The following is a 19,844-nucleotide window of genomic DNA, read 5'->3' on the forward strand; positions in this document are numbered from 1 at the left end:
GCGGGGCCGTCCGGCGGGCCGCCGCCCCGCCCGCGCGCAGGCGCGCGGGGGACATGACCATGCGCCTGATCCCATACCTGCGCCGCCCCGCCCGCACGCGTCCGGGCGCGCGCGGGCGCGCGCGGGCCGGGTCCGGCCGGTGCGTCCGCCCCGCCGTTCCGGACCGCACCCGGACACGCGTCGGCCCCCGCCGTGGTGGCGGGGGCCGACGGTCCGGAACGGCCCGGGACGGTCCGGGACGGTCCGGGAACCGGCGGTGCGCGGCGCGGGTCAGGCGCGGCGCGGCGGCAGGGGGAAGAAGCCGCTGGTCCGGGCGACGTACTCGGCGTAGCCGGGCTTCGTCGCGTGCATCTGCTTCTCCAGCATCGGCTTGCCGCTGCCGTTGACCAGCAGGTACGTCATCACCAGCACCGAGGGCAGGGTGGCCCACCCCGCCGGCGCGTCCGCCGCGAGCAGGAACAGGCCCCACCACACGCACGCGTCGCCGAAGTAGTTGGGGTGCCGGGTGAACCGCCACAGGCCGCGGTCCATGACCTGGCCGCGGTTGGCCGGGTCGGACCGGAAGCGGGTCAGCTGCCAGTCGCCCACCGCCTCGAAGAACACCCCGACCGCCCAGACCGCCGTGCCGGTCCAGGCGAGGACGCCCGGCGGGTGCGGCACGTAGCAGGCGAACTGCACGGGCAGCGAGACGAACCAGACCAGCAGCGCCTGGAGCCCGTAGACCATCCGCAGGGCGTACGCGGTGCGCCGCTCCGGCGGCGCCTTGGAGAGCAGCTTCTCGTACCGGGGGTCCTCGCCGTGGCCGCGCGAGCGGGCCGCGATGTGCCCCGACAGCCGGAGCCCCCAGACCAGGACGAGCACCAGGACCAGGAGCCGCCGCCCGCCGTCGCCGTGCCCGGCGGACAGCGCGTACGAGACGCCCGCCACCGCGCAGAAGCCCAGGCCCCAGGCGATGTCCACCACCCGGTGCAGGCCCTTGCGGACACCGAACGCGGCGGCGCCCAGCAGCACCACGAGCGCGGCCCCGGCCGACGCGGCCACGTTCACGGCGAACGCGCCGCCGTCGACCCCGCTCACGCGGCGCCCTCCCCGGTGCCGTTGCCGCTGCCCGTGCCGCTGCCGCTGCCGCTGCCGTCCCCGGCCCCGTCCCCGGAGCCCCGCCCGCCGCCGTACGCGGCGCCGTGCCAGCCGCCCGGCGTCGCCGGGAAGGTGCTGGTGCCGTCCGCGGCCGGCCGCACCGCGAGGATCTGGTCCACGCCCATCCGCCGCTCGGCGAACGCCAGCGCCCCGCCGACCAGGTAGAGCCGCCACACCCGGCAGGTCTCCTCGCCGACCAGCGCCGCGAACTCCGCCCAGCGCTCCTCCAGCGTGCGCCGCCAGGCGTCCACGGTGAGCACGTAGTGCTCCCGCATCGCGTGGACCTCGCGGACCTCCAGCCCGGCGTCCTCCAGCAGCGCCACCGTGTCGCCCACCGGCCGCATGTGCATGTCGGGGGCGATGTACGTCTCGATGAACGCGCCGCCCCCCGGCGCCCGCGACCCGCGCGACATCTGCTGCACCAGCAGCCGCCCGCCGGGCCGCAGCAGCCCGCCGAGCTGCCGGGCGAACGCCGGGTACTGCGCGTCGCCGACGTGCTCGCCCATCTCGATGGTGGACACCGCGTCGTAGGGGCCGTCGGAGACGTCCCGGTAGTCCTGCAGCCGCACCTCGACCCGGTCGGCGAGCCCCAGGTCCGCGACGCGCTTGGACACGTACGCGTGCTGCTGCGCCGACAGCGTCACGCCCGTCGCCCGCACTCCGTACTCCGAGGCGGCGTGCACGACGAGCGCGCCCCAGCCGCAGCCGACGTCCAGCAGGCGCATGCCCTCGCGCAGGCCGAGCTTGCGGCAGACCAGGTCGAGCTTGTCGCGCTGGGCGTCCTCCAGTCCGTAGCCGGGGCCCTCCTCCTGCGTCCAGTAGCCGCAGGAGTACGCCATGTGCCGGTCCAGCAGCAGCGCGTAGAAGTCGTTGGACAGGTCGTAGTGGTGGCTGATGGCCGCCCGGTCGCGGGCCTTGCTGTGCAGGGCGCCGGTCAGGCCCGCCCGGCCGGAGGGGGAGGCCGGGCGGGGGCCGACCGCGCCGAGGCGCAGCGCCGTGCCCGCCGCCCGGGCCAGCTCGCGGGGGCCGAGGCGCGGCGGCCCCGCGACCCCCCGCTCGCGCGCCGCCCGCCAGACCCGGCTCAGGCCCTCGCCGAGGTCGCCGTCGACGTCCAGCTCGCCGGTGATGTACGCCTCGGCGATGCCCAGCTCGCCCGGGTACCACAGCAGCCGACGCAGGGCGCGGCGGGAGCGCAGCACGACGGCGGGGGCGTCCGCCGGGCCGGCCTCGCTGCCGTCCCAGGCCCGGATGCGGATCGGGAGTGCGCCGCCGAGGAGCTCCTCCAGCAGCGGGGCCAGCCGCCCCGCCGCCCCGGTGGCGGTGCGGGCGGCGGACGGCGGTCGGGTGGACGTCACGGTGTGTTTTCCCCTCTCTGGTGGGGCGCGCCCGGCCGGTCCTGTCCGGCCGTCCGCGCCCCGTCTGCCTCGTCCGGACCGCGCGGGTCCGGGCCGTGCGTGTCCTGGTCGGTGGTGTCCTGCCCGGGCGCGCCCGGGTCAGCCGCGGGCGAGCAGCAGCTGCTGCACGTCCAGGTAGCCCGTGCGGAACCCGGCCTCGGAGTACGCGAGGTACAGGTCCCACATGCGGCGGAAGACGCCGTCGAAGCCCAGGGCCGCGACCTCGCCGCGCCGGGCGCCGAACCGCTCCCGCCACAGCCGAAGCGTCTCCGCGTAGTGCTGCCCGAAGCGGTCGGCGCGCACCACCCGCAGCCCCGTGTGCTCGGCGGTCACCTGCTCCACGGCCTCCCGCGACGGGATGATCCCGCCGGGGAAGATGTACTTGTGGATCCAGGTGTAGGTGTCCTTGGTGGCCTCCACCCGCTCGTGGGCCATGGTGATGGCCTGGACGGCGGCCTTCCCGCCGGGCGCCAGCACCCGGTCGATGGTGGCGAAGTACGCCGGCCAGTACTGCGCGCCGACGGCCTCGATCATCTCCACGCTCACCACGGCGTCGAACTCCCCGTCCACCGCCCGGTAGTCCTGAAGCCGCACCTCGACCCGGTCCCCGACCCCGGCCGCGTCGAGCTTGGCCACGGCCAGGTCGCGCTGCTCCTCGGAGAGGGTCAGGGTGAGGACGGTCGCGCCGCGGCGGGCGGCGCGCAGCGCCAGCTCGCCCCAGCCGGAGCCGATCTCCAGCAGGCGGGTGCCCTCGCCGACGCCGACCAGGTCCAGCAGCCGGTCGATCTTGCGGTGCTGGGCGGCCTCCAGCAGCCCCCACTCCGCGACGGGCCGGCCGGCGGCGTCCTCCTCGAAGAGCGCCGAGGAGTACGTCATCGTCGGGTCGAGGAAGAGCGCGAAGAGGTCGTTGGACAGGTCGTAGTGGCGCCGGATGTTGTCGCGGGCGCCGTCCGGGGTGTTGTGCTCGGAGACGGGGTGCCGGGGGACGTAGAGGCGCCGCAGCCACTGCAGCCGCGGCGGCACCAGGGTCTGCGGGGAGCGGGCGAGGGCGGTGAGGACCCCGGCGAGGTCGTCGGCGTCCCAGTCGCCCGCCTGGTAGGCCTCGCCGAAGCCGATCAGGCCGCCCACCCCGAGCCGCCGGTGGAAGGCGTCGGGGCGGTTCACCCGCAGCACGGGCAGGCCCGGGGCGGGGGCGGGCCCGCCGGGCAGCTGCAGGCCGAGGCCGGTGCGGCGGGCGACCTGCCGCAGCAGGACCCGCGCGAGCGCGGCCCGCACCCGCGAGCGCGGGACCCGCGCGACGTCGGGCCACTGCTCGGGGTCGATCCGGCCGGGGCCGTCCGGCACGGACCCTGCGGCGGGCGCCGCCCGGTCCGCCGCTCCCCGGGCCGCCGTCTCTTCTTCGATGCGCTGGTTCACTTCTCTCCTCCGTGGTCCGCGTGCCGCGTCTGCCTCGGGACGACGGGCAGCCCCCGCAGGTACAGCAGGACGCCCTGCAGGCGGATGTGCGCCGACACCGCAGCCGTCGACCACGGGTGCCGCAGCACGGCGCGCAGCAGCCCGGCGGTGGTCGCCGGGCGGCGCACGCCGCGCACGGTCGCGGTGAACGGCCGTCCGCCGTCCCTCTCCAGGTGCACGGTCAGGTTCAACCCTGCCCCCGGTTCCGGCAGTCTCATGCGGTACCCGCCGTCGACGGGGAAGAACGGCGAGACGTAGAACTCCTTGCGGGTCTCCGCCCTTCCCTCCGCGTCCGGGTGCAGCAGGTAGCGGTGCCGCCCGCCGTAGGTGTTGTGCACCTCGGCGACCACGCACGCCGGGGTGCCGTCGGCGTACCGGCACCAGTAGACGGTCAGCGGGTTGAAGACGTACCCGAGCACCCGGGCGTGGGCCAGCATGAGCACCTGCCCGCCGCCCAGCTCCACCCCCTGCTCCGCGAGCCACCCCTCCAGGTTGGCGCGCAGAGTCCGGCCCGGGTCGCCGACGTGGTCGCGGGCCTCGAAGCGGGCCAGGGCGCGGGCCCAGCGGGGCAGCCGCGGCAGCTCGTCCAGGTCCACCAGCCACAGGTAGGTGCGGTGGGAGAAGGAGTGCCGCAGCGGCCGGGTCCGCACGTGGGAGACCCGGCAGTCGTACAGGGCGGCCGTGCTCACGCTGCGGGCACCCCCGCGCCGCCGCCCGCGCCCGCGGACACCCCGGAGGCCCCGGCCGGCGCCGGCAGGCCCAGCAGGGACGCGGCCGCGGCGATCCCCGAGCGGCAGCCGTCCTCGTGGAAGCCCCACCCGTGGTACGCCCCGGCGAACGCGGTGCGGCCGGCCGACAGCTCCGGCAGCCGCCGCTGGGCGGCCACCGACTCCCGGGTGTACAGCGGGTGCTCGTACACCATGCGGGAGACCACCAGGTCCTCGGGCACGCGGCGGTCGCCCTCCTCCTCGTTCAGGGTCACCAGGTAGTCCTCGGCCGTGTCCAGGCCCAGCAGCCGGTTGAGGTGGTAGCTGACCCGCACCTGCCCGGCGTCCGAGCCGCACGCCGGCAGCAGGTAGTTCCAGGAGGCGCGGGCGCCGCGGGCGCGCGGCAGCACGCTCGCGTCCCGGTGCAGCACGGTGGGGTTGCGCGAGTAGGGGATCGCGCCCAGCACCTCCCGCTCGGCCGGGGTGGCGTCGGCCAGCAGCCGCAGTGCCTGGTCCGGGTGGGTGGCCACCACGACGCCGTCGTACTCGGAGGTCCCGCCGTCGTCGGCGGTCACCTCCACCCGGTCGCCGAAGCGGGTCACGGCGCGCACCGGGGCGCCGGTGTGAACGGCCGTCAGCCGCTCCGCGACGGCCTGCACGTAGGTGCGGGAGCCGCCGACCACCGTGCGCCACTGCGGCGAGCCGGAGACGCTGAGGTAGCCGTGGTTGGCGAGGAAGGCGAAGAGGTAGCGGGCCGGGTACTCGCCCACCAGGTGCGGGGCGCAGGACCACACCGCGGAGACCAGCGGGGTGACGAAGTGCGACCGGAAGTACGGCGAGTAGCCGCCCTCGTCCAGGAAGCGGCCCAGCGTCACCGCGTCCGCCTCCGGGTCCTGCGACTCCAGCAGCCGCCGCGCCCGCCGGTGGAAGAGCGGCACCTCGGTGAGCATCCGCAGGTACCGGCCGCGCAGCAGCGCCGACGGCCGGGCGAACAGGCCCACCGGGCCGCGCGCCCCCGCGTACTCCAGGCCGCAGCCGCGGCAGCGCACGCTCATCGACATGTCGGAGTCGCGGGTGCGCACGCCCAGCTCGCCGAAGAGCCGGATCAGCTCCGGGTAGGTCCGCTCGTTGTGCACGAGGAACGCGGTGTCCAGCGGCAGCAGCCTCCCGTCGTCCGCGATGACGTCCTGGGTGTGGGCGTGGCCGCCGAGCCGCTTGTCGGCCTCGTACAGCACCACCTCGCACCCGGCCCGCCGCAGCTCCCACGCCGCCGTCAGACCCGACACCCCGCTGCCGACCACCGCCATGCGACGACCGTCCGAGATCCCCACGCCACCTCCCTGCCCGGGCCGCTCCAGATGCGGCCGACTCGACACAGACGAAGGTCATTCGGTACGCCCGAACGGGTGGATTGGTCGATGAGCAGGAAAAATCCGCGATCCCCGCAGGATCCTCGGAGGGCCGAAAAATTCGCCCGTTTGCCGTGCATGAGGTCGTGCGGCCGGGGTAGGCGGTGGCCACTGCCCCGCGCCACCCCCGAGGCGCGGGACATCCGAGGGAGGGATTCCACCCGTGAGGGTCGACGTCGCAGCCGCAGCAGAAGTCCATGCCCCCGCCGCGCCGGAGGCGGCGCCCGCCGACCACCGCGCGCCCGCGATCGACCGGCCGGGCACGCTCGCCGACCTGCCCCCCATCCCCCGCGCCGACGAGATCAACACCGACGACGCCCGCGCGCTGTCCAAGGTGCTCTTCCGCCGGATGGCGCAGCTGGAGGAGGGCACGCACGAGTACGCGTACGTCCGCAACACGCTGGTCGAGCTGAACCTCGCCCTGGTGCGCTTCGCCGCCTCGCGCTTCCGCACCCGCAGCGAGCCCATGGAGGACATCGTCCAGGTCGGCACCATCGGCCTGATCAAGGCGATCGACCGGTTCGACGTGGAGCGCGGGCTGGAGTTCCCCACCTTCGCGCTGCCCACCGTCATCGGCGAGATCAAGCGCTTCTTCCGCGACACCAGCTGGGCCGTCCACGTGCCGCGCCGCCTGCAGGAGCTGCGCCTGGACCTGGCCAAGGCCAGCGACGAGCTCGCCTTCACCCTCGGCCGCGAGCCCACCGCCGCCGAGCTGGCCGCGAAGCTGAACATGCCGGAGAACGAGGTCCGCGAGGGCCTGGTCGCCTCCGCCGGCTACACCGCCTACTCCCTCGACGCGCAGAGCGACGACGAGGAGAGCGAGGGCTCCATCGCCGACCGCCTCGGCGAGGAGGACACCGGCCTGGAGGGCGTCCTCGACCACGAGGCGCTCAAGCCGCTGATCGCCGCCCTGCCCGACCGCGACCGCCGGATCCTGTCGCTGCGCTTCGGCGCCGAGATGACCCAGTCGGAGATCGGCGCGGAGCTCGGCATCTCCCAGATGCACGTCTCCCGGCTGCTCTCCCGCATCCTCGCGCGGCTCCGCGAGGGCATGGCCGCCGAGACGGCGTGACCCCGTCCGGCACCACCGCACCACGGCCGCACGGCCCCCGGCGCCCCGCGCCGGGGGCCGTCGCTCATGTCCGGCGGGCCCGGACCAGCAGCGCCCCGGTGGCCGCCGCCAGCACGGACCAGGCCAGCCACAGCCCCGGCTCCGACCGGAGGACCGCGCTGTACAGGCTCACCAGGACCAGGCAGGCGAGGGTGACGAACGCCATGACGCGGGCCTGCCCGGTCACGGCCCGGCGGTCGCGGGGAGCTGGTGCCACGGCGGTGCCTCCCTGAGGTCTCGCAGGTCTCGCCCGTCCTGTCGGGTCCCGCAGTCCCGCGGGTCCTGCAGTCCCGCGCGTCGCCGCAGGTCCCGGCCGGGACGCGGCGCGCTATCCGGCGGCGGCCTCCCCGTCGGTCGCCGCGTACTCGTACCGCCAGCGCCACCGGCCGCGGGCGTCGTACTGCTTCGCCCGGTGGTACACCAGCACGGAGGCGGGCCGGCCGAGGTGTGCGGGCACCGGCACCCGGTAGGTCTTCGGCACGCCGTTGAACGGGCCCACCGGGATCGGCAGCACCCTGCCGTCCAGGGGCCCGCCCACGAACTCGGTCTCCGCACTCCTCATACCCGCAAGCTTCGCACCCCGGCCCCGCCCGCGGCACCCCGGCCCGGAGCCGCCCCGGTCCGGGCGCCCGGCACCGGACCCCGCCCGGCGCCCGGCCCGCCGCCCCGCCCGGCGCCCGGCCCGCCGCCGGCTCCCGCCCCGTGGTCGTCCGCACGGTCCGCGGGGTCTTATCCTGCTCTGTACGCCCACGGGACGCCCGGGACCCGCCTCACCGCGCGGCCCGGAGCGCCGCATGCCCGGCAGGGGCGCGCCCGGCGCGGCCGGACCGGTCGCACGGCGCCCGGCCCGATCCGCCCGGCGGGAGCGGCCCGCAGGGGTGACCTGACGGGGTTTCCGCCCCCCCGCGCCGCCGCCGCTCCGTACCGTGGACCTCGGCAGCAGTCGGCCGGCGACCCCGGACCGGGTGCAGGGACGTGCGAAGAAGGGGCTCGATGGAAGCCAGAGGCAGCAGGTGGACGGACTGGTGGCGGAGCCGGACGCGCCCGGGCGACGCCCCGGCCGCCCGGGACGCGGCGGCCGCGGGCCGGCTCGACCTGCTGCTCGGCGCCGTCCGCGCCGGCCTCCCGGTGGCGCCCGCCGCCCGCCCGGCCGGCTACCGCTGCTCCTGCGACCGCGTCGGCTGTCCGGCCCCCGCCCGCCACCCGGTCTCCTTCGCCTGGCAGAGCCAGGCCACCACCGACACCGAGCAGGTCGCCCGCTGGCTCGCCCGCGACCCGCTGGCCAACTTCGTCACCGCCACCGGCCGCAGCCACGACGTGCTGGACGTCCCGGAGGACGCCGGCCGGATCGCCCTGGAGCAGCTGCTCGGCCTGGACGCGGCCGGCCCGGTCGCCGCCGGCGACGGCCGCTACCTCTTCTTCACCGCCACCCGCGGCACCCCGGCCGACGAGGACGAGTGGTGGCCCTGCGAGCTCGACAGCCACCCCGACACCCTGGAGGAGCACCCCGGCCTGCGCTGGCACTGCCGGGGCTCCTACGTCCTGCTGCCGCCGTCCGCGCTGCCCGGCGGCGGCGCGGTGCGCTGGGTGCGCGGCCCGGAGCACCCGCTGCCGGACCCGCTGCGCGTCCTCGACGTCCTCACCGACGCCTGCAGCACGGTCGGCGCGGTCGCCGAGGAGCAGTGGCGGATCGGCTGAGGAACCGTTCCGCCCGGCGGCCGGGCCGCCCCGGCCGCCGCCGGGCCGGGGCGCGGGGCCCGGGGCGCCCCTACGGGAGCGTCAGGATCTCCGCGCCGTCGGCGGTGACCACCAGGGTGTGCTCGAACTGGGCGGTCCGCTTCCGGTCCTTGGTGACGACCGTCCAGCCGTCCTGCCAGATCTCGTAGTCGTACGTGCCCAGGGTCAGCATGGGCTCGATGGTGAAGGTCATCCCCGGCTGCATGACCTCGGTGGCCCGCGGGCTGTCGTAGTGCGGGACGACCAGGCCCGAGTGGAACGACGTGTTGATGCCGTGTCCGGTGAAGTCGCGGACCACGCCGTAGCCGAACCGCTTGGCGTACGACTCGATGACCCGCCCGATGACGTTGATCTGCCGGCCCGGCCGCACCGCCTTGATCGCCCGGTTCAGCGACTCGCGGGTCCGCTCGACCAGCAGCTTCGACTCCTCGTCGACGTCCCCCACCGGGTAGGTGGCGTTGAGGTCGCCGTGCACGCCGTGGATGTAGGCGGTGACGTCGAGGTTCACGATGTCGCCGTCCTGCAGCACCGTGGAGTCCGGGATGCCGTGGCAGATCACCTCGTTGACCGAGGTGCAGATCGACTTGGGGAAGCCCCGGTAGCCCAGGTCCGACGGGTAGGCGCCGTGGTCGCACAGGTACTCGTGGGCGACCCGGTCGAGCTCGTCGGTGGTCACGCCGGGGGCGATGTGCCGGGCCGCCTCGTCCATGGCCCGGGCCGCCAGCGCGCCCGCCACCCGCATCTTCTCGATCGTCTCCGCGGTCTGCACCTCGGGGCCGGTGTACGGCTGCGGCGCCGGCCTCCCCACGTACTCGGGGCGGGCGATGTGCGACGGGACGCTGCGGGTCGGGGAGAGCCGGCCGGGAACCAGGGGAGCCATGGCGGGCAGTCTATCCGCCGTCCCCCGGCCCGCGGCGGGCTTCCCCCGCGTGCCCGCCCCGGCACGGGGCATGATCCCCCCAGGGAGGGCCGAGGACGACGGCCCCGGACGAAGGAGGCCGCCCGATGCCGTTCGGACGCAAGCCGCAGGGGAAGCCCGGCGAGTGGTTCTACTGCGTGCAGCACCGCAAGGTCGAGGAGGGCCCGGAGTGCCCGGCCCGCGACCGTCTCGGCCCCTACGCGACCCGGGCCGACGCCGAGCACGCCCTGCAGACCGCCGCCGAGCGCAACGCGACGTGGGACACCGACCCCCGCTGGCACGACCGCCCCGCCGACGACGGCGCCTGACGGCGCCCGCCGCCGCGCCCCCGGCCCCCGCACGTGCGGGAGCCGGGGGCGCGGCTACACCGCGGCCGGTTCGGCCGCCTCCGCCTCCGCCGCGGCCCGGCGCCCCCGCTCGGCCCGTACGGCCGCCGCGTGCGGGTCGGTGCGGTCGTCGTACGCCAGCAGCCGCGGCAGCGACGCGGCCAGCGCCGCCACCCCGGCCACGCACAGCAGGCCGCCCGACCACACCGACGTGCGCACCCCGAAGGCCGCCGCCGTGCCGCCCGCCCGGACCTGCCCCAGCTGCGGGCCGAGCGAGTAGCTGAGCAGCTCCACCCCGGCGAGCCGCCCGCGCAGCGCGTCCGGGATCGACTGGTTCCACATCGTGGAGCGTCCCAGGCCGCTCACCATGTCGGCGCCCCCGGCCAGGGCCAGGAGGAGGAGCACCGCCCACACCCGGCCGGCCAGCCCGGCGCAGGCGACCGCCGCGCCCCAGAGCGCCGCCGCCGCGACCACCATCCGGCCCTGCCGGTGCACGCGGGACGCCCAGCCGCTGGTCGCCGACACCGCCAGGCCCCCCGCCGAGGACGCGGCGTACATCAGGCCCAGCGCCCAGGGCGCGTGCAGCCGGTCGGCGAGGAACGGGAAGACCGCGTTGGGGAAGGCGAACAGCATCGCCACGACGTCCACCGCGTAGGTGCCCAGCAGCTCCTTGCGGCTCCACGCGTACCGCAGCCCCTCGGCGACCGCGGCCAGGGAGGGCCGCTCCGCCCCGGTCGGCGGCGGCGCCGCCCGCATGCGGGCGAGCAGCAGCAGCGAGACCGCGAAGGTGGCCGCGTCCAGCGCGTACGCCACCTGCACCCCCGCCGTCGCCGCGACCACCCCGGCCAGCGACGGCCCGGCGATCGCGCCGACCTGCCAGCGCAGCGAGTTGAGCGCGGCGGCCGCGGTGAGCTGGTCGTGGGCGACGATCCGGGGGGTCAGCGCGTCCAGCGACGGCCGCTGGAGGCCGTCCAGTGCGGCGGTGAGGGCGGCGACGGCGTACAGCGGCCACAGCAGCGGGTGCGGCAGCAGGGCGTTCGCCAGCAGCAGCAGCGACAGCAGGCCCAGCCCGGCCTCGGTGGCGAGGACCATCCGCCGCCGGTCCAGGGCGTCGGCGAGCGCGCCGCCCCACAGGCCGCAGACGACCAGCGGCACCAGCTCCGCCGCGCCGACCAGGCCGACCGCGAGCGACGACCCGGTGAGGTCCTTGATCTGCAGCGGCACCGACACGTACGTGAGGAAGCTGCCGAAGGTGGTGACCAGTCCGGCGCTCCACAGCAGGCGGAAGTCGCGGGAGGAGCGCCAGGGCGCGAGGTCGGGGCGGACGCGGCGGGCGAGGGCGCGGAGGCGGTCGGCAGGGGCGGACGCGGGCCGGCCGGGCGGCGCGGGCTGCCCGGGAGGGGCGGGCGGGGCGGGCCGTTCGGGCGGCGCGGGCTGTTCGGGTGGCACGGAGGGTGATGATGCGCCGCCGTGCCGCGGTGCACAAACGATTAATCCGGCCGCTCGCCGGAGCGGCGGCGGGGCCGGCACCGGTGCGCGGGCCCCGGCCTCACCAGCGCAGCGGCGGCGGGGCCGTCAGCCGCTCCGCCAGCCGGGCCATCCGGTCGACCACTCGGCGGCGGCCGCGCGGCGGCTCCTCGCCCGCCGCCGCCGTCACCAGGTGCTGCACCACGTCGAACGCGGGCGCCGCCTCCTCGGCGGCCCCGTCCACCGGCACCGTCAGCGCCTCGTGTGCCAGGCCCCGCAGCTCGGCGTCGCCCGTCTCCAGGGCGAGGACCGTCGCGCCCGTCCGCCGGGCGCCGTCCACCCGCTCCAGCAGCGGCGCCCCGGCCGCCTCCGGCGCCACCACCAGCAGCGTCTCGCCCCGCCGGGCCCGCTCCAGGCGCCGCAGGTCCACCGCCAGGTGGCCGGGGGCGCCCGGCGGCACCCGCCAGCGCACCAGGGTGGGGGAGAGCTGCGGCAGGGCCGACCAGGCGGCCTCGTCGTCGAGGTGGGCGGCCATGTGCCACGGCTCCTGCCCCTCCGTCCCGACCAGCAGGAGCCCGCCCGCGCCCCCGGGCCCGCCCGGACCGCGCGACACGCTGGAGCGCAGCGCCCAGGCGAAGTCCCTGGTCGCCTCCAGCCAGCCCGTGCCGGTCAGGACCTCGCGCAGTGCCGACACCCGGATCGCGTCCATGCGGCCCCATGCTGCCGCAGCCGCCGACCGCTTTGGGAGGATCACGGCATGACTACACCCGATGCAGTGACACCCGCCGCGCCCGCCGCCGCCCCGAAGCCCGGACCGCACGACCTGCCCGACGTCTCCGGCCTGGTCGTCGGCGTCCTCGGCGGCACCGGCCCGCAGGGCAAGGGCCTGGCCCGCCGCCTGGCCCTCGCCGGCCAGCAGGTCGTCCTCGGCTCCCGCAGCGCCGACCGCGCCGAGGAGGCCGCCGCCGAGCTCGGCCACGGCGTGCGCGCTGCGGACAACGCCACCGCGGCCCGGGAGGCCGACGTCGTGATCGTCGCCGTGCCCTGGGACGGCCACGGCGCCACCCTGGAGTCGCTGCGCGCCGAACTCGCGGGCAAGATCGTCGTCGACTGCGTCAACCCGCTCGGCTTCGACAAGCAGGGCGCCTACGCCCTGAGGCCCGAGGAGGGCAGCGCCGCCCAGCAGGCCGCCGCGCTGCTCCCCGACTCCCGGGTCACCGCCGCCTTCCACCACCTGTCCGCGGTGCTCCTCCAGGACCCGGCGGTCGAGCGGATCGACACCGACGTGATGGTCCTCGGCGACGACCGCGCCGCCACCGACACCGTGCAGGCCCTGGCCGGCCGCGTCCCCGGCATGCGCGGCATCTACGCCGGGCGGCTGCGCAACGCGCACCAGGTGGAGTCCCTGACCGCCAACCTCATCTCGGCCAACCGCCGCTACAAGGCCCACGCCGGCCTGCGCGTCACCGACGTCTGAACCGCCCGGACGCGGCCCCGCCGGGGCCGCGTCCCCGGCGTCGGGGACAATGGGAGGCGTCCGACCGCACCGCCACCGCCCGCCGGGAGCCCGCCGCCATGCCGCGCAACGCCGTCCTCGCCCTCGTCGCCTGCCTGCTGGCGGTCGCCGCCGCCGTGGTCTCGTTCGTCCAGGGCAACTGGCTGGGCGTCGTCTGGGTCCTGCTGGCCGCCGTCACCAGCAACATGGCCTGGTACTACATCCGCCGGCAGCGCGCCTCCCGGGGCTGAGCCCCGGCGTCCGGCCCCCGCGGCCCGGGATCAGCCCTCCCAGAACCGGAAGGCCTGGTACCCGAGCGCGGCGTAGGCCGGCGGCACGTCCAGCAGCTCCATCACCTGGTAGGCCAGCCGCCAGAACCAGTCGCCCACCGGCGTCTGCCACAGCAGGGCGAAGACCGCCAGCATGCCGAAGGGTGCGAACGGCTCCACCGCCCGCCGCGCCCTCAGCGACAGCCAGGGCTCGATGATGCCGTAGCCGTCGAAGCCCGGCACGGGTATGAGGTTGAGCACCGTCGCGGTGATCTGCAGCAGCGCGAGGAAGGACAGCGCCACCGTGAACGCGGGCGGCGCCGCGTCCAGCAGGCCCGCCCCGATGGGGGCGAGCAGCGCCACCGCCAGCGCCAGGTTCACCAGCGGGCCCGCCGCCGAGATCAGGCTGTGCTTCCAGCGGCCGCTGATCCGGTGCCGCTCGATGAAGACCGCGCCGCCCGGCAGGCCGATCCCGCCGAGGATCACGAAGACCACCGGCAGGATGACGCTGAGCAGCGTGTTGGCGTACTTGAACGGGTTGAGCGTCAGGTAGCCCTTGGCGCCCACCGTGAGGTCGCCGCCGTGCAGCGCGGTGCGGGCGTGCGCGTACTCGTGCAGGCAGAGCGAGACGACCCAGCCCGAGACCACGAGGAGGAAGACGCCGAAGCGGGCGTTCTCCCCGAAGCCGCTCCACACCGCCCATGCGGACGTGCCGAGGACGGCGAGCAGCACCCAGAAGACCGGGCTGATCCGGCGCTCCTCGCTGCGGGGGCGCTGGGCTTCGGCGAACGTCATGGCGGAAGGGCTCCGGGGTCTCGGGACGGCAGGGGGACCGATCATGCCCGCCCGCGGATCGCACCCACAAGCGGCGCTGGGAGAACGCATGCGCGGCCCCGGCCGTTCCACGGCCCCGCCCGAGCCCCGCCCGAGCCCCGCCCGGGCCCCGTCCGGAACGCCCCTCCTCCGGCCGCCGTCCCGCCCCCCGCCCCGCCGCGGGCAGCCCTCCACCAGAATGGGGCCGTGCGCTACGGCATCCTGGGCACCACCCTGGCCCACCACGACGACGGCACCCCCGTCCCCCTCGGCGGTGCCCGGCTGCGCGCCCTGCTCGCCGCGCTCGCCCTGCGCGAGGGCCGTCCGGTGCCCGCCGCCGTCCTGGTCGGTGAGGTGTGGGACGGCGACCCGCCGCAGGACGGCACCGGTGCGCTCCAGACCCTGGTCGGCCGGCTGCGCCGGTCCCTCGGCCGGGACGCGGTCGGCTCCGGCCCCGAGGGCTACCGGCTGCGCGCCGGGGCCGACGAGGTGGACCTCGGCCGCTTCCGGCGGCTCGCCGCCGAGGGGGAGCGGGCGCTGGCCGCCGGCCGGGCCGGGGAGGCCGCCGGGCTGCTGCGCGAGGCGCTGGACCTGTGGCGCGGGCCCGCCCTCGCGGACCTCCCCGACCGGGAGGCCCCCGCCGCCCGCTGCGAGGCGCAGCGGCTCGCCGCCCTGCGCGCCAGGATCGCCGCCGACCTGGCCCTCTGCCGCACCGCGCCGCTCGTCCCCGAGCTCGCCGGGCTGGTCCGCGACCACCCGCTGGACGAGCCGCTGCACGCGCTGCGGATCCGGGCCCTGCGCGCCGAGGGCCGCGCCGCCGAGGCGCTGCAGGCGTACGAGGAGGCGCGGCGCGCCCTGGCCGACGGGCTGGGCGCCGACCCGGGCCCGGAGCTGCGGGCGCTGCACCGGGAGCTGCTCGCCCCGCCGCCTGCCGGGGACCCGGCCCCCGCCGGGGATCCGGCCCGCGCCCCCGCCCCGCCCGCGCCCCCGGCCGTGCCCGCCGCCCCCGCCCGCCCGCCCGGCAACCTGCGGTCCGGCCTCACCAGCTTCGTCGGCCGCGAGGACGAGCTGCGCGGGCTGGCGGCCGCCCTCTCCTCCGCCCGGCTGGTCACCCTCACCGGCCCGGGCGGCTCCGGCAAGACCCGGCTCTCGCTGGAGGCGGCCCGCGCCCAGCAGGCCGCCGGCGCCTGGCCGGACGGCGTCTGGCTCGCCGAACTCGCGCCGCTCGACGACCCCGCGGCCGTCCCCGGCGCCGTCCTCGCCGCGCTGGGCCTGCGCGAGACGGTGCTGCACCACGGCAAGGTCGCCGACGCCCTGGAGGCGCGGTCCGCCGACCCGGTGCGCCGGCTGGTCGAGCACTGCGCCGGGCGGCGGATGCTGCTGCTCCTCGACAACTGCGAGCACCTGGTCGGTGCGAGCGCCGACCTGGCCGACCGCCTGCTGGCCGAGTGCCCCGGCGTCGCCGTCCTCGCCACCAGCCGGGAGCCGCTCGGCGTCCCCGGCGAGGCGGTGCGGCCGCTCGACCCCCTGCCGGAGCGGGAGGCGCTCCGGCTGCTCGCCGAACGCGGGGCGGCGGCGCGTCCCGGCTTCGACCCCGCCGAGGACCCGGCCGCCGCCGCCGAGGTCTGCCGCCGCCTGGACGGGCTGCCGCTCGCCCTCGAACTGGCGGCGGCCCGCCTGCGCGGCATGACACTGCGCCAGGTCGCGGACCGGCTGGACCGCCGCTTCCGGCTCCTGGACGGCGGCAGCCGCACCCTGCTGCCCCGTCAGCAGACGCTGCGCGCGGTGGTCGACTGGAGCTGGGACCTCCTCGGCGACGGCGAGCGCGCCGTCCTGCGCCGCCTCTCCGTCTTCGCCGGGGGCTGCACCCTGGAGGCCGCGGAACAGGTCTGCGCCGACGGCGCGGACCTGGCCGAGGAGGACGTCGCCGGCCTCCTGCTCTCCCTGGTCGACCGGTCCCTGGTGGTCGCGGACCTCGACGGCGGCGAGGGCGGCGCCCGGTACCGGCTCCTGGAGACCGTCCACGCGTACGCCGCCGAGCGGCTGCGGGAGGCCGGCGACGCCGAACTCCACCGGGCGCGGCAGCGCCACCTCCGCTTCTTCCGCGAACTGGTCCGCCGCACCGAGCCGCTGCTGCGCGGCCGGGAGCAGCTGCGCCGGCTGGACCTGCTGGAGCGCGAGAAGGACGACATCCGGGCCGCCCTGCGCCGCGCCGTCGACGCCGGGGAGGAGCAGGAGGCGCTCTGCCTGGTCCTCGGCATGGGCTGGCTCTGGGCCGTCCGCAACGACCGGGCCGAGGCCCGTGCCTGGTGCGACGCCGTCGCCGCCCTGGGCCCCGACCCGCTGGACGCGGACCCCTACGACGCCGACCTGCGCGACGCCGACCCGCACGGCGGCGGCCTCCACGACGCGGCCGCCGCCGCCCCCGCGCCGCTGGACCTCCCGCCGCCCTGGCCGCCCGCCGTGCTGCGGGAGGCGAGGCGGCAGGCGTTCCTCTACCGGCTCGTCGCCGGGGTCGAGGAGGACCTCGCCGCCCTCTCCCCGGAGGCCACCGCCGAGCTCGGCCGCCGCGTCCTGGCCGCCTACCCGCCCGAACTGCCCCGCTCGGCCCGCTTCCCGGCCCAGGTGCGCGTCTTCGCCGCCCTCGTGGCGGGCGACCTGGACGCGGTCCCGGCCGTGCTGGACGCGATGGTGGAGGGCTGCCGCCGCCACGGCGGCGCGTGGGACCTGGCCTTCGCCCTGCAGTTCCGGGCCAAGTTCGCCAACGACCGGCCCGGCGGCCCGGAGCAGTCCCTCGCCGACGCGGAGGAGGCGCTGCGCACCTTCGAACGGCTGGGCGACCGCTGGGGCCTGTCCGAGGCGCTCTCCGCCCTGGCCGAGGCCGCCGCCAGGCGCGGCGACGCCGCCCTCGCCTCCGACGGCTACGCCCGCGCCCTGGGGCTCGCCCGGGAGCTGGGAGCCCGCCACGACGTGCCCGGCCTGCTGGTCCGCCGGGGCGAGGCGCTGTTCGGCAGCGACCCCGGGGAGGCGGAGCGGCTCGTCCGGGAGGGTGTCCGGGAGGCGGTCGCCCTCGGCCGGGACGGCGCGGGCACCGCCTTCTTCGGCGAGCTGCTCCTGCTGATGCTGGCGGTCCGCCGGGGCGACCGTGACGGCGCGGACGCCCTGGTCGGGAGGCTGGCGCAGGGCCTCTCCCAGGTCGGGTTCCCCGGGCAGGACGTCTTCCGCGGGATCCTCGACGCCGCCCGCGGCTGGTCGGAGGCCCGCTTCGGCCGCCCGCGCCGGGGGGTGGCCCTGGTCCGCGACGGCGTCCGGCGGATGCGGGGCGCCTCGGGCCCCGCGCGGTGGTTCGCCGACCTCATGGCCGTCGCGCTCCTGTCGATGGCCGCCTGCGCGCTGGCCCGCCTCGCCGTCCACCCGGCGGAGCCGGAGCAGGACCGGCGGGAGGCGGCCCGCCGCGGCGCCGCCCTCCTCGGGGCGCACGCCGCCCTGGGCCGCGAGCACCCCGGCAACCACCTGGCGCGGCAGGAGGTCGCCGACCACGAGCGGCTGCTGCGCGGGGTGCTCGGCGACGCCGGGTACGCGGCCGCGCACGCCGAGGGCGGCGGCCTCGGCATCGCCGGGGCCGCCGCCCTGCTGGAGCCGTGGGGCGGGGAGGCGGGCTGATCAGGTCCGCTTCCGGAACCGGGCCACCGCCAGCGGTGCGGCGACCGCCGTGATCCCCGCCGTCCACGCCAGCACCATGAGCACCGGGTGGGCCAGCGGCCCGCCGTTGAACAGGGCGCGGGAGGCGTCGGCCAGCGCCGACATCGGGTTGAGCCGGGTGAACGCCCGCAGCCAGCCCGGCATGGTCGCCGGGTCGGCGAAGGTCGAGCTGCCGAACTGCAGCGGCATCAGCACCAGCGCGGAGACCCCCTGCACCGCCTGGGCGCTGCGCAGCGACATGCCGAGCAGCATGGACAGCCACACCATCGCCGAGCCGAAGAGCAGCGAGAGCGCGACCGCGGCCAGCACCTGCAGCGGACCGGTCCGCACCTCCAGCCCCAGCAGCAGCGCGAAGGCGATGAGGACGGTGAACGACACCAGCCCGCGGAGCGTCTCCGCCAGGAGCTTCGCGACCAGCACCGAGGCGCGGCCGATCGGCAGGGTCCGGAAGCGGTCCATCACGCCGGTGGCGAAGTCGGAGTTGAGGCCGGTGCCGACGGCCATCGCCAGGTTGATGCCGGTCTGGCCCAGCAGGCCGGGGACCAGGTACTGGATGTAGTCGCCCCGGCCGCCGGACATCGCGCCGCCGAAGACGTAGACGAAGAGCACGATGAAGACGACCGGCATCAGCAGGGCGTCGAACATCGACTCCGGGTCGGCCTTGATCCGCAGCAGGTTGCGGCGGGTCAGCGCCCCGACGTGGCGGAGCTGGGCGCGGGGCCCGATCCGGCCGTCGCCCGCGGGCGGGGCGCCGTCGTACGGGGTGTCGTCGTACGGGGAGGTGAGGACGGCGGTGCTCATGCTGCGTACTCCTTCGCGGGCTGCGGGTGCGCGGTGTCCTCGGCGCTGTCCTGGGCCGGGTCCTGCACGGGGTCCTGCGCGGGGGCGGCGGCGGACGGCCGCCCGGTGACGGCCAGGAACACGTCGTCCAGGCTGGGCAGGCGCACCTCCAGGTCGGCGACGGGGAAGCCGCGGGTGCCGAGCACACCGACCACCGCGGTCAGCTGCTCCTCGCCCGCCACCGGGACGGACAGCACGCCCCCGGCGGGGTCGGCGGCGGCGCCGGCCACCCCGGCCGCGGCCAGGCAGCGCGCCATCTCCGGCAGGTCCCCCGGCCGGGCGGGGCGCACCCGCAGGGTGCGGCCGCCGACCCGCGCCTTCAGCTCGGCGATCCCGCCGGAGGCGATCACCCGGCCGCGGTCGATCACGGTCAGCTCGTCGGCCAGCTGCTCGGCCTCCTCCATGTACTGGGTCGTCAGCAGCACGGTGGAGCCCTCGGCGACCATGTGCCGCACCTCCCCCCACACCTCGCCGCGGGTGCGGGGGTCCAGCCCGGTGGTGGGCTCGTCCAGGTAGAGCACGCGGGGGCGCCCGGTCATGCTCGCTGCGAGGTCCAGGCGGCGGCGCATGCCGCCGGAGTAGGTGCGGGCCGGGCGCCGGGCCGCCTCGGTGAGCGAGAAGCGCTCCAGCAGCTCCTCGGCGCGGGCCCGCGCCGTGCGGCGGGGCAGGTCGAGGAGGCGGCCGATGAGGTAGAGGTTCTCGAAGCCGGAGAGCGCCTCGTCCACGGAGGCGTACTGGCCGGTGAGCCCGATCGCGCGGCGCAGCTGCCGGGGCTGGCGCACCACGTCGTACCCGGCGACGACGGCGGTGCCCGCGTCGGGCCGGACCAGGGTGGAGAGCACCCGGACGAGGGTGGTCTTGCCGGCGCCGTTGGGGCCGAGGACGCCGAGGACGGTGCCCTGGCGGACCTGCAGGTCGACGCCGTCCAGGGCGGTGGTGGCGCCGTAGCGCTTGACGATGCCGCGCACGTCGACGGCGGGCCCCGGCGCTGCGGGGGCGGTGGTGGTCGGTGTCATGCCCCCACGCTCCCCGGCGCCGCTCCCGTCCCGCCGTCATCCCGCCG

19 protein-coding genes are annotated in these 19,844 nt (G+C 77.2%); 6 read left to right on the forward strand and 13 right to left on the reverse strand.

Going from position 1 to position 19,844, the window contains the following annotated elements:
* Window positions 1-270 precede the first annotated feature (270 nt).
* From ACFY07_RS11605 to ACFY07_RS11625, 5 genes are all read right to left on the reverse strand, one after another.
* Window positions 271-1,077 carry a DUF1295 domain-containing protein gene (locus tag ACFY07_RS11605; protein ID WP_390868479.1) on the reverse strand — a complete coding sequence of 269 codons (807 nt, stop codon included), beginning with the start codon at window positions 1,075-1,077 and terminating at the stop codon, window positions 271-273.
* Window positions 1,074-2,492 carry a class I SAM-dependent methyltransferase gene (locus ACFY07_RS11610; RefSeq protein ID WP_390868480.1) on the reverse strand — a complete coding sequence of 473 codons (1,419 nt, stop codon included), beginning with the start codon at window positions 2,490-2,492 and terminating at the stop codon, window positions 1,074-1,076. The genes ACFY07_RS11605 and ACFY07_RS11610 overlap by 4 nt, the downstream gene beginning before the upstream one ends.
* A gap of 138 nt (window positions 2,493-2,630) precedes the next feature.
* On the reverse strand, window positions 2,631-3,947 hold the full coding sequence (locus ACFY07_RS11615) for a class I SAM-dependent methyltransferase (protein WP_390868481.1): 1,317 nt from the start codon (window positions 3,945-3,947) through the stop codon (window positions 2,631-2,633).
* Window positions 3,944-4,675 carry a DUF1365 domain-containing protein gene (locus ACFY07_RS11620; RefSeq protein WP_390868482.1) on the reverse strand — a complete coding sequence of 244 codons (732 nt, stop codon included), beginning with the start codon at window positions 4,673-4,675 and terminating at the stop codon, window positions 3,944-3,946. Before ACFY07_RS11620 ends, ACFY07_RS11615 begins: the two co-directional genes overlap by 4 nt.
* A complete protein-coding gene (locus ACFY07_RS11625) occupies window positions 4,672-6,000 on the reverse strand; it encodes an NAD(P)/FAD-dependent oxidoreductase (RefSeq protein ID WP_390868515.1) in 1,329 nt (442 codons plus the stop codon). Before ACFY07_RS11625 ends, ACFY07_RS11620 begins: the two co-directional genes overlap by 4 nt.
* A 349-nt stretch (window positions 6,001-6,349) precedes the next feature.
* On the opposite strand from ACFY07_RS11625, the gene ACFY07_RS11630 reads away from it, so the two are divergent.
* Complete coding sequence (locus ACFY07_RS11630; protein ID WP_230745530.1) at window positions 6,350-7,174, forward strand: RNA polymerase sigma factor SigF; 825 nt, start codon at window positions 6,350-6,352, stop codon at window positions 7,172-7,174.
* A gap of 64 nt (window positions 7,175-7,238) precedes the next feature.
* On the opposite strand, the gene ACFY07_RS11635 is transcribed toward ACFY07_RS11630, so the two are convergent.
* Entirely contained in the window at window positions 7,239-7,430 is a 192-nt protein-coding gene (locus ACFY07_RS11635; protein WP_390868483.1) for a hypothetical protein, read from the reverse strand.
* Window positions 7,431-7,541: 111 nt separating this feature from the next.
* Window positions 7,542-7,775: a hypothetical protein gene (locus ACFY07_RS11640; protein WP_390868484.1), complete on the reverse strand. Its 234-nt coding sequence runs from the start codon at window positions 7,773-7,775 to the stop codon at window positions 7,542-7,544.
* Between the two features lie 431 nt (window positions 7,776-8,206).
* Between ACFY07_RS11640 and ACFY07_RS11645 the strand changes: the two genes are divergently transcribed.
* Window positions 8,207-8,911, forward strand: coding sequence for a bifunctional DNA primase/polymerase (locus ACFY07_RS11645; RefSeq protein WP_230745417.1), 705 nt, complete (start codon window positions 8,207-8,209; stop codon window positions 8,909-8,911).
* Window positions 8,912-8,981: 70 nt separating this feature from the next.
* Here the strand turns inward: ACFY07_RS11645 and map are convergent, their stop codons facing one another.
* Window positions 8,982-9,830, reverse strand: a complete 849-nt coding sequence (gene map, locus ACFY07_RS11650; protein WP_374228218.1) for a type I methionyl aminopeptidase — start codon at window positions 9,828-9,830, stop codon at window positions 8,982-8,984.
* A 125-nt stretch (window positions 9,831-9,955) separates the two neighbouring features.
* Between map and ACFY07_RS11655 the strand changes: the two genes are divergently transcribed.
* A complete protein-coding gene (locus tag ACFY07_RS11655; RefSeq protein WP_390868485.1) occupies window positions 9,956-10,177 on the forward strand; it encodes a hypothetical protein in 222 nt (73 codons plus the stop codon).
* Between the two features lie 54 nt (window positions 10,178-10,231).
* On the opposite strand, the gene ACFY07_RS11660 is transcribed toward ACFY07_RS11655, so the two are convergent.
* Together ACFY07_RS11660 and ACFY07_RS11665 are read right to left on the reverse strand one after the other, a co-directional pair.
* Entirely contained in the window at window positions 10,232-11,644 is a 1,413-nt protein-coding gene (locus tag ACFY07_RS11660; RefSeq protein ID WP_390868486.1) for an MFS transporter, read from the reverse strand.
* Between the two features lie 100 nt (window positions 11,645-11,744).
* Window positions 11,745-12,371 (reverse strand): hypothetical protein, encoded by a 627-nt coding sequence (locus ACFY07_RS11665; RefSeq protein ID WP_390868487.1) that lies wholly within the window; start codon window positions 12,369-12,371, stop codon window positions 11,745-11,747.
* A gap of 48 nt (window positions 12,372-12,419) precedes the next feature.
* On the opposite strand from ACFY07_RS11665, the gene npdG reads away from it, so the two are divergent.
* Window positions 12,420-13,139 (forward strand): NADPH-dependent F420 reductase, encoded by a 720-nt coding sequence (gene npdG / locus ACFY07_RS11670; RefSeq protein ID WP_390868488.1) that lies wholly within the window; start codon window positions 12,420-12,422, stop codon window positions 13,137-13,139.
* A gap of 98 nt (window positions 13,140-13,237) precedes the next feature.
* A complete protein-coding gene (locus tag ACFY07_RS11675; RefSeq protein WP_230745439.1) occupies window positions 13,238-13,408 on the forward strand; it encodes a hypothetical protein in 171 nt (56 codons plus the stop codon).
* A 30-nt stretch (window positions 13,409-13,438) separates the two neighbouring features.
* On the opposite strand, the gene ACFY07_RS11680 is transcribed toward ACFY07_RS11675, so the two are convergent.
* Complete coding sequence (locus tag ACFY07_RS11680) at window positions 13,439-14,221, reverse strand: site-2 protease family protein (protein ID WP_390868489.1); 783 nt, start codon at window positions 14,219-14,221, stop codon at window positions 13,439-13,441.
* A 225-nt stretch (window positions 14,222-14,446) separates the two neighbouring features.
* Here ACFY07_RS11680 and ACFY07_RS11685 point away from each other — a divergent pair, with 225 nt between their 5' ends.
* Window positions 14,447-17,902, forward strand: coding sequence for a BTAD domain-containing putative transcriptional regulator (locus tag ACFY07_RS11685; RefSeq protein ID WP_390868490.1), 3,456 nt, complete (start codon window positions 14,447-14,449; stop codon window positions 17,900-17,902).
* Here ACFY07_RS11685 and ACFY07_RS11690 read toward each other — a convergent pair whose 3' ends face one another.
* Window positions 17,903-18,742, reverse strand: a complete 840-nt coding sequence (locus ACFY07_RS11690) for an ABC transporter permease (protein ID WP_390868491.1) — start codon at window positions 18,740-18,742, stop codon at window positions 17,903-17,905. It abuts the gene before it with no gap.
* Window positions 18,739-19,797: an ATP-binding cassette domain-containing protein gene (locus ACFY07_RS11695; RefSeq protein ID WP_390868492.1), complete on the reverse strand. Its 1,059-nt coding sequence runs from the start codon at window positions 19,795-19,797 to the stop codon at window positions 18,739-18,741. The genes ACFY07_RS11690 and ACFY07_RS11695 overlap by 4 nt, the downstream gene beginning before the upstream one ends.
* Between the last annotated feature and the right edge of the window lie 47 nt (window positions 19,798-19,844).

It is taken from the genome of Streptomyces sp. NPDC001380 (genome assembly GCF_042895785.1).
GTDB lineage: Bacteria > Actinomycetota > Actinomycetes > Streptomycetales > Streptomycetaceae > Peterkaempfera.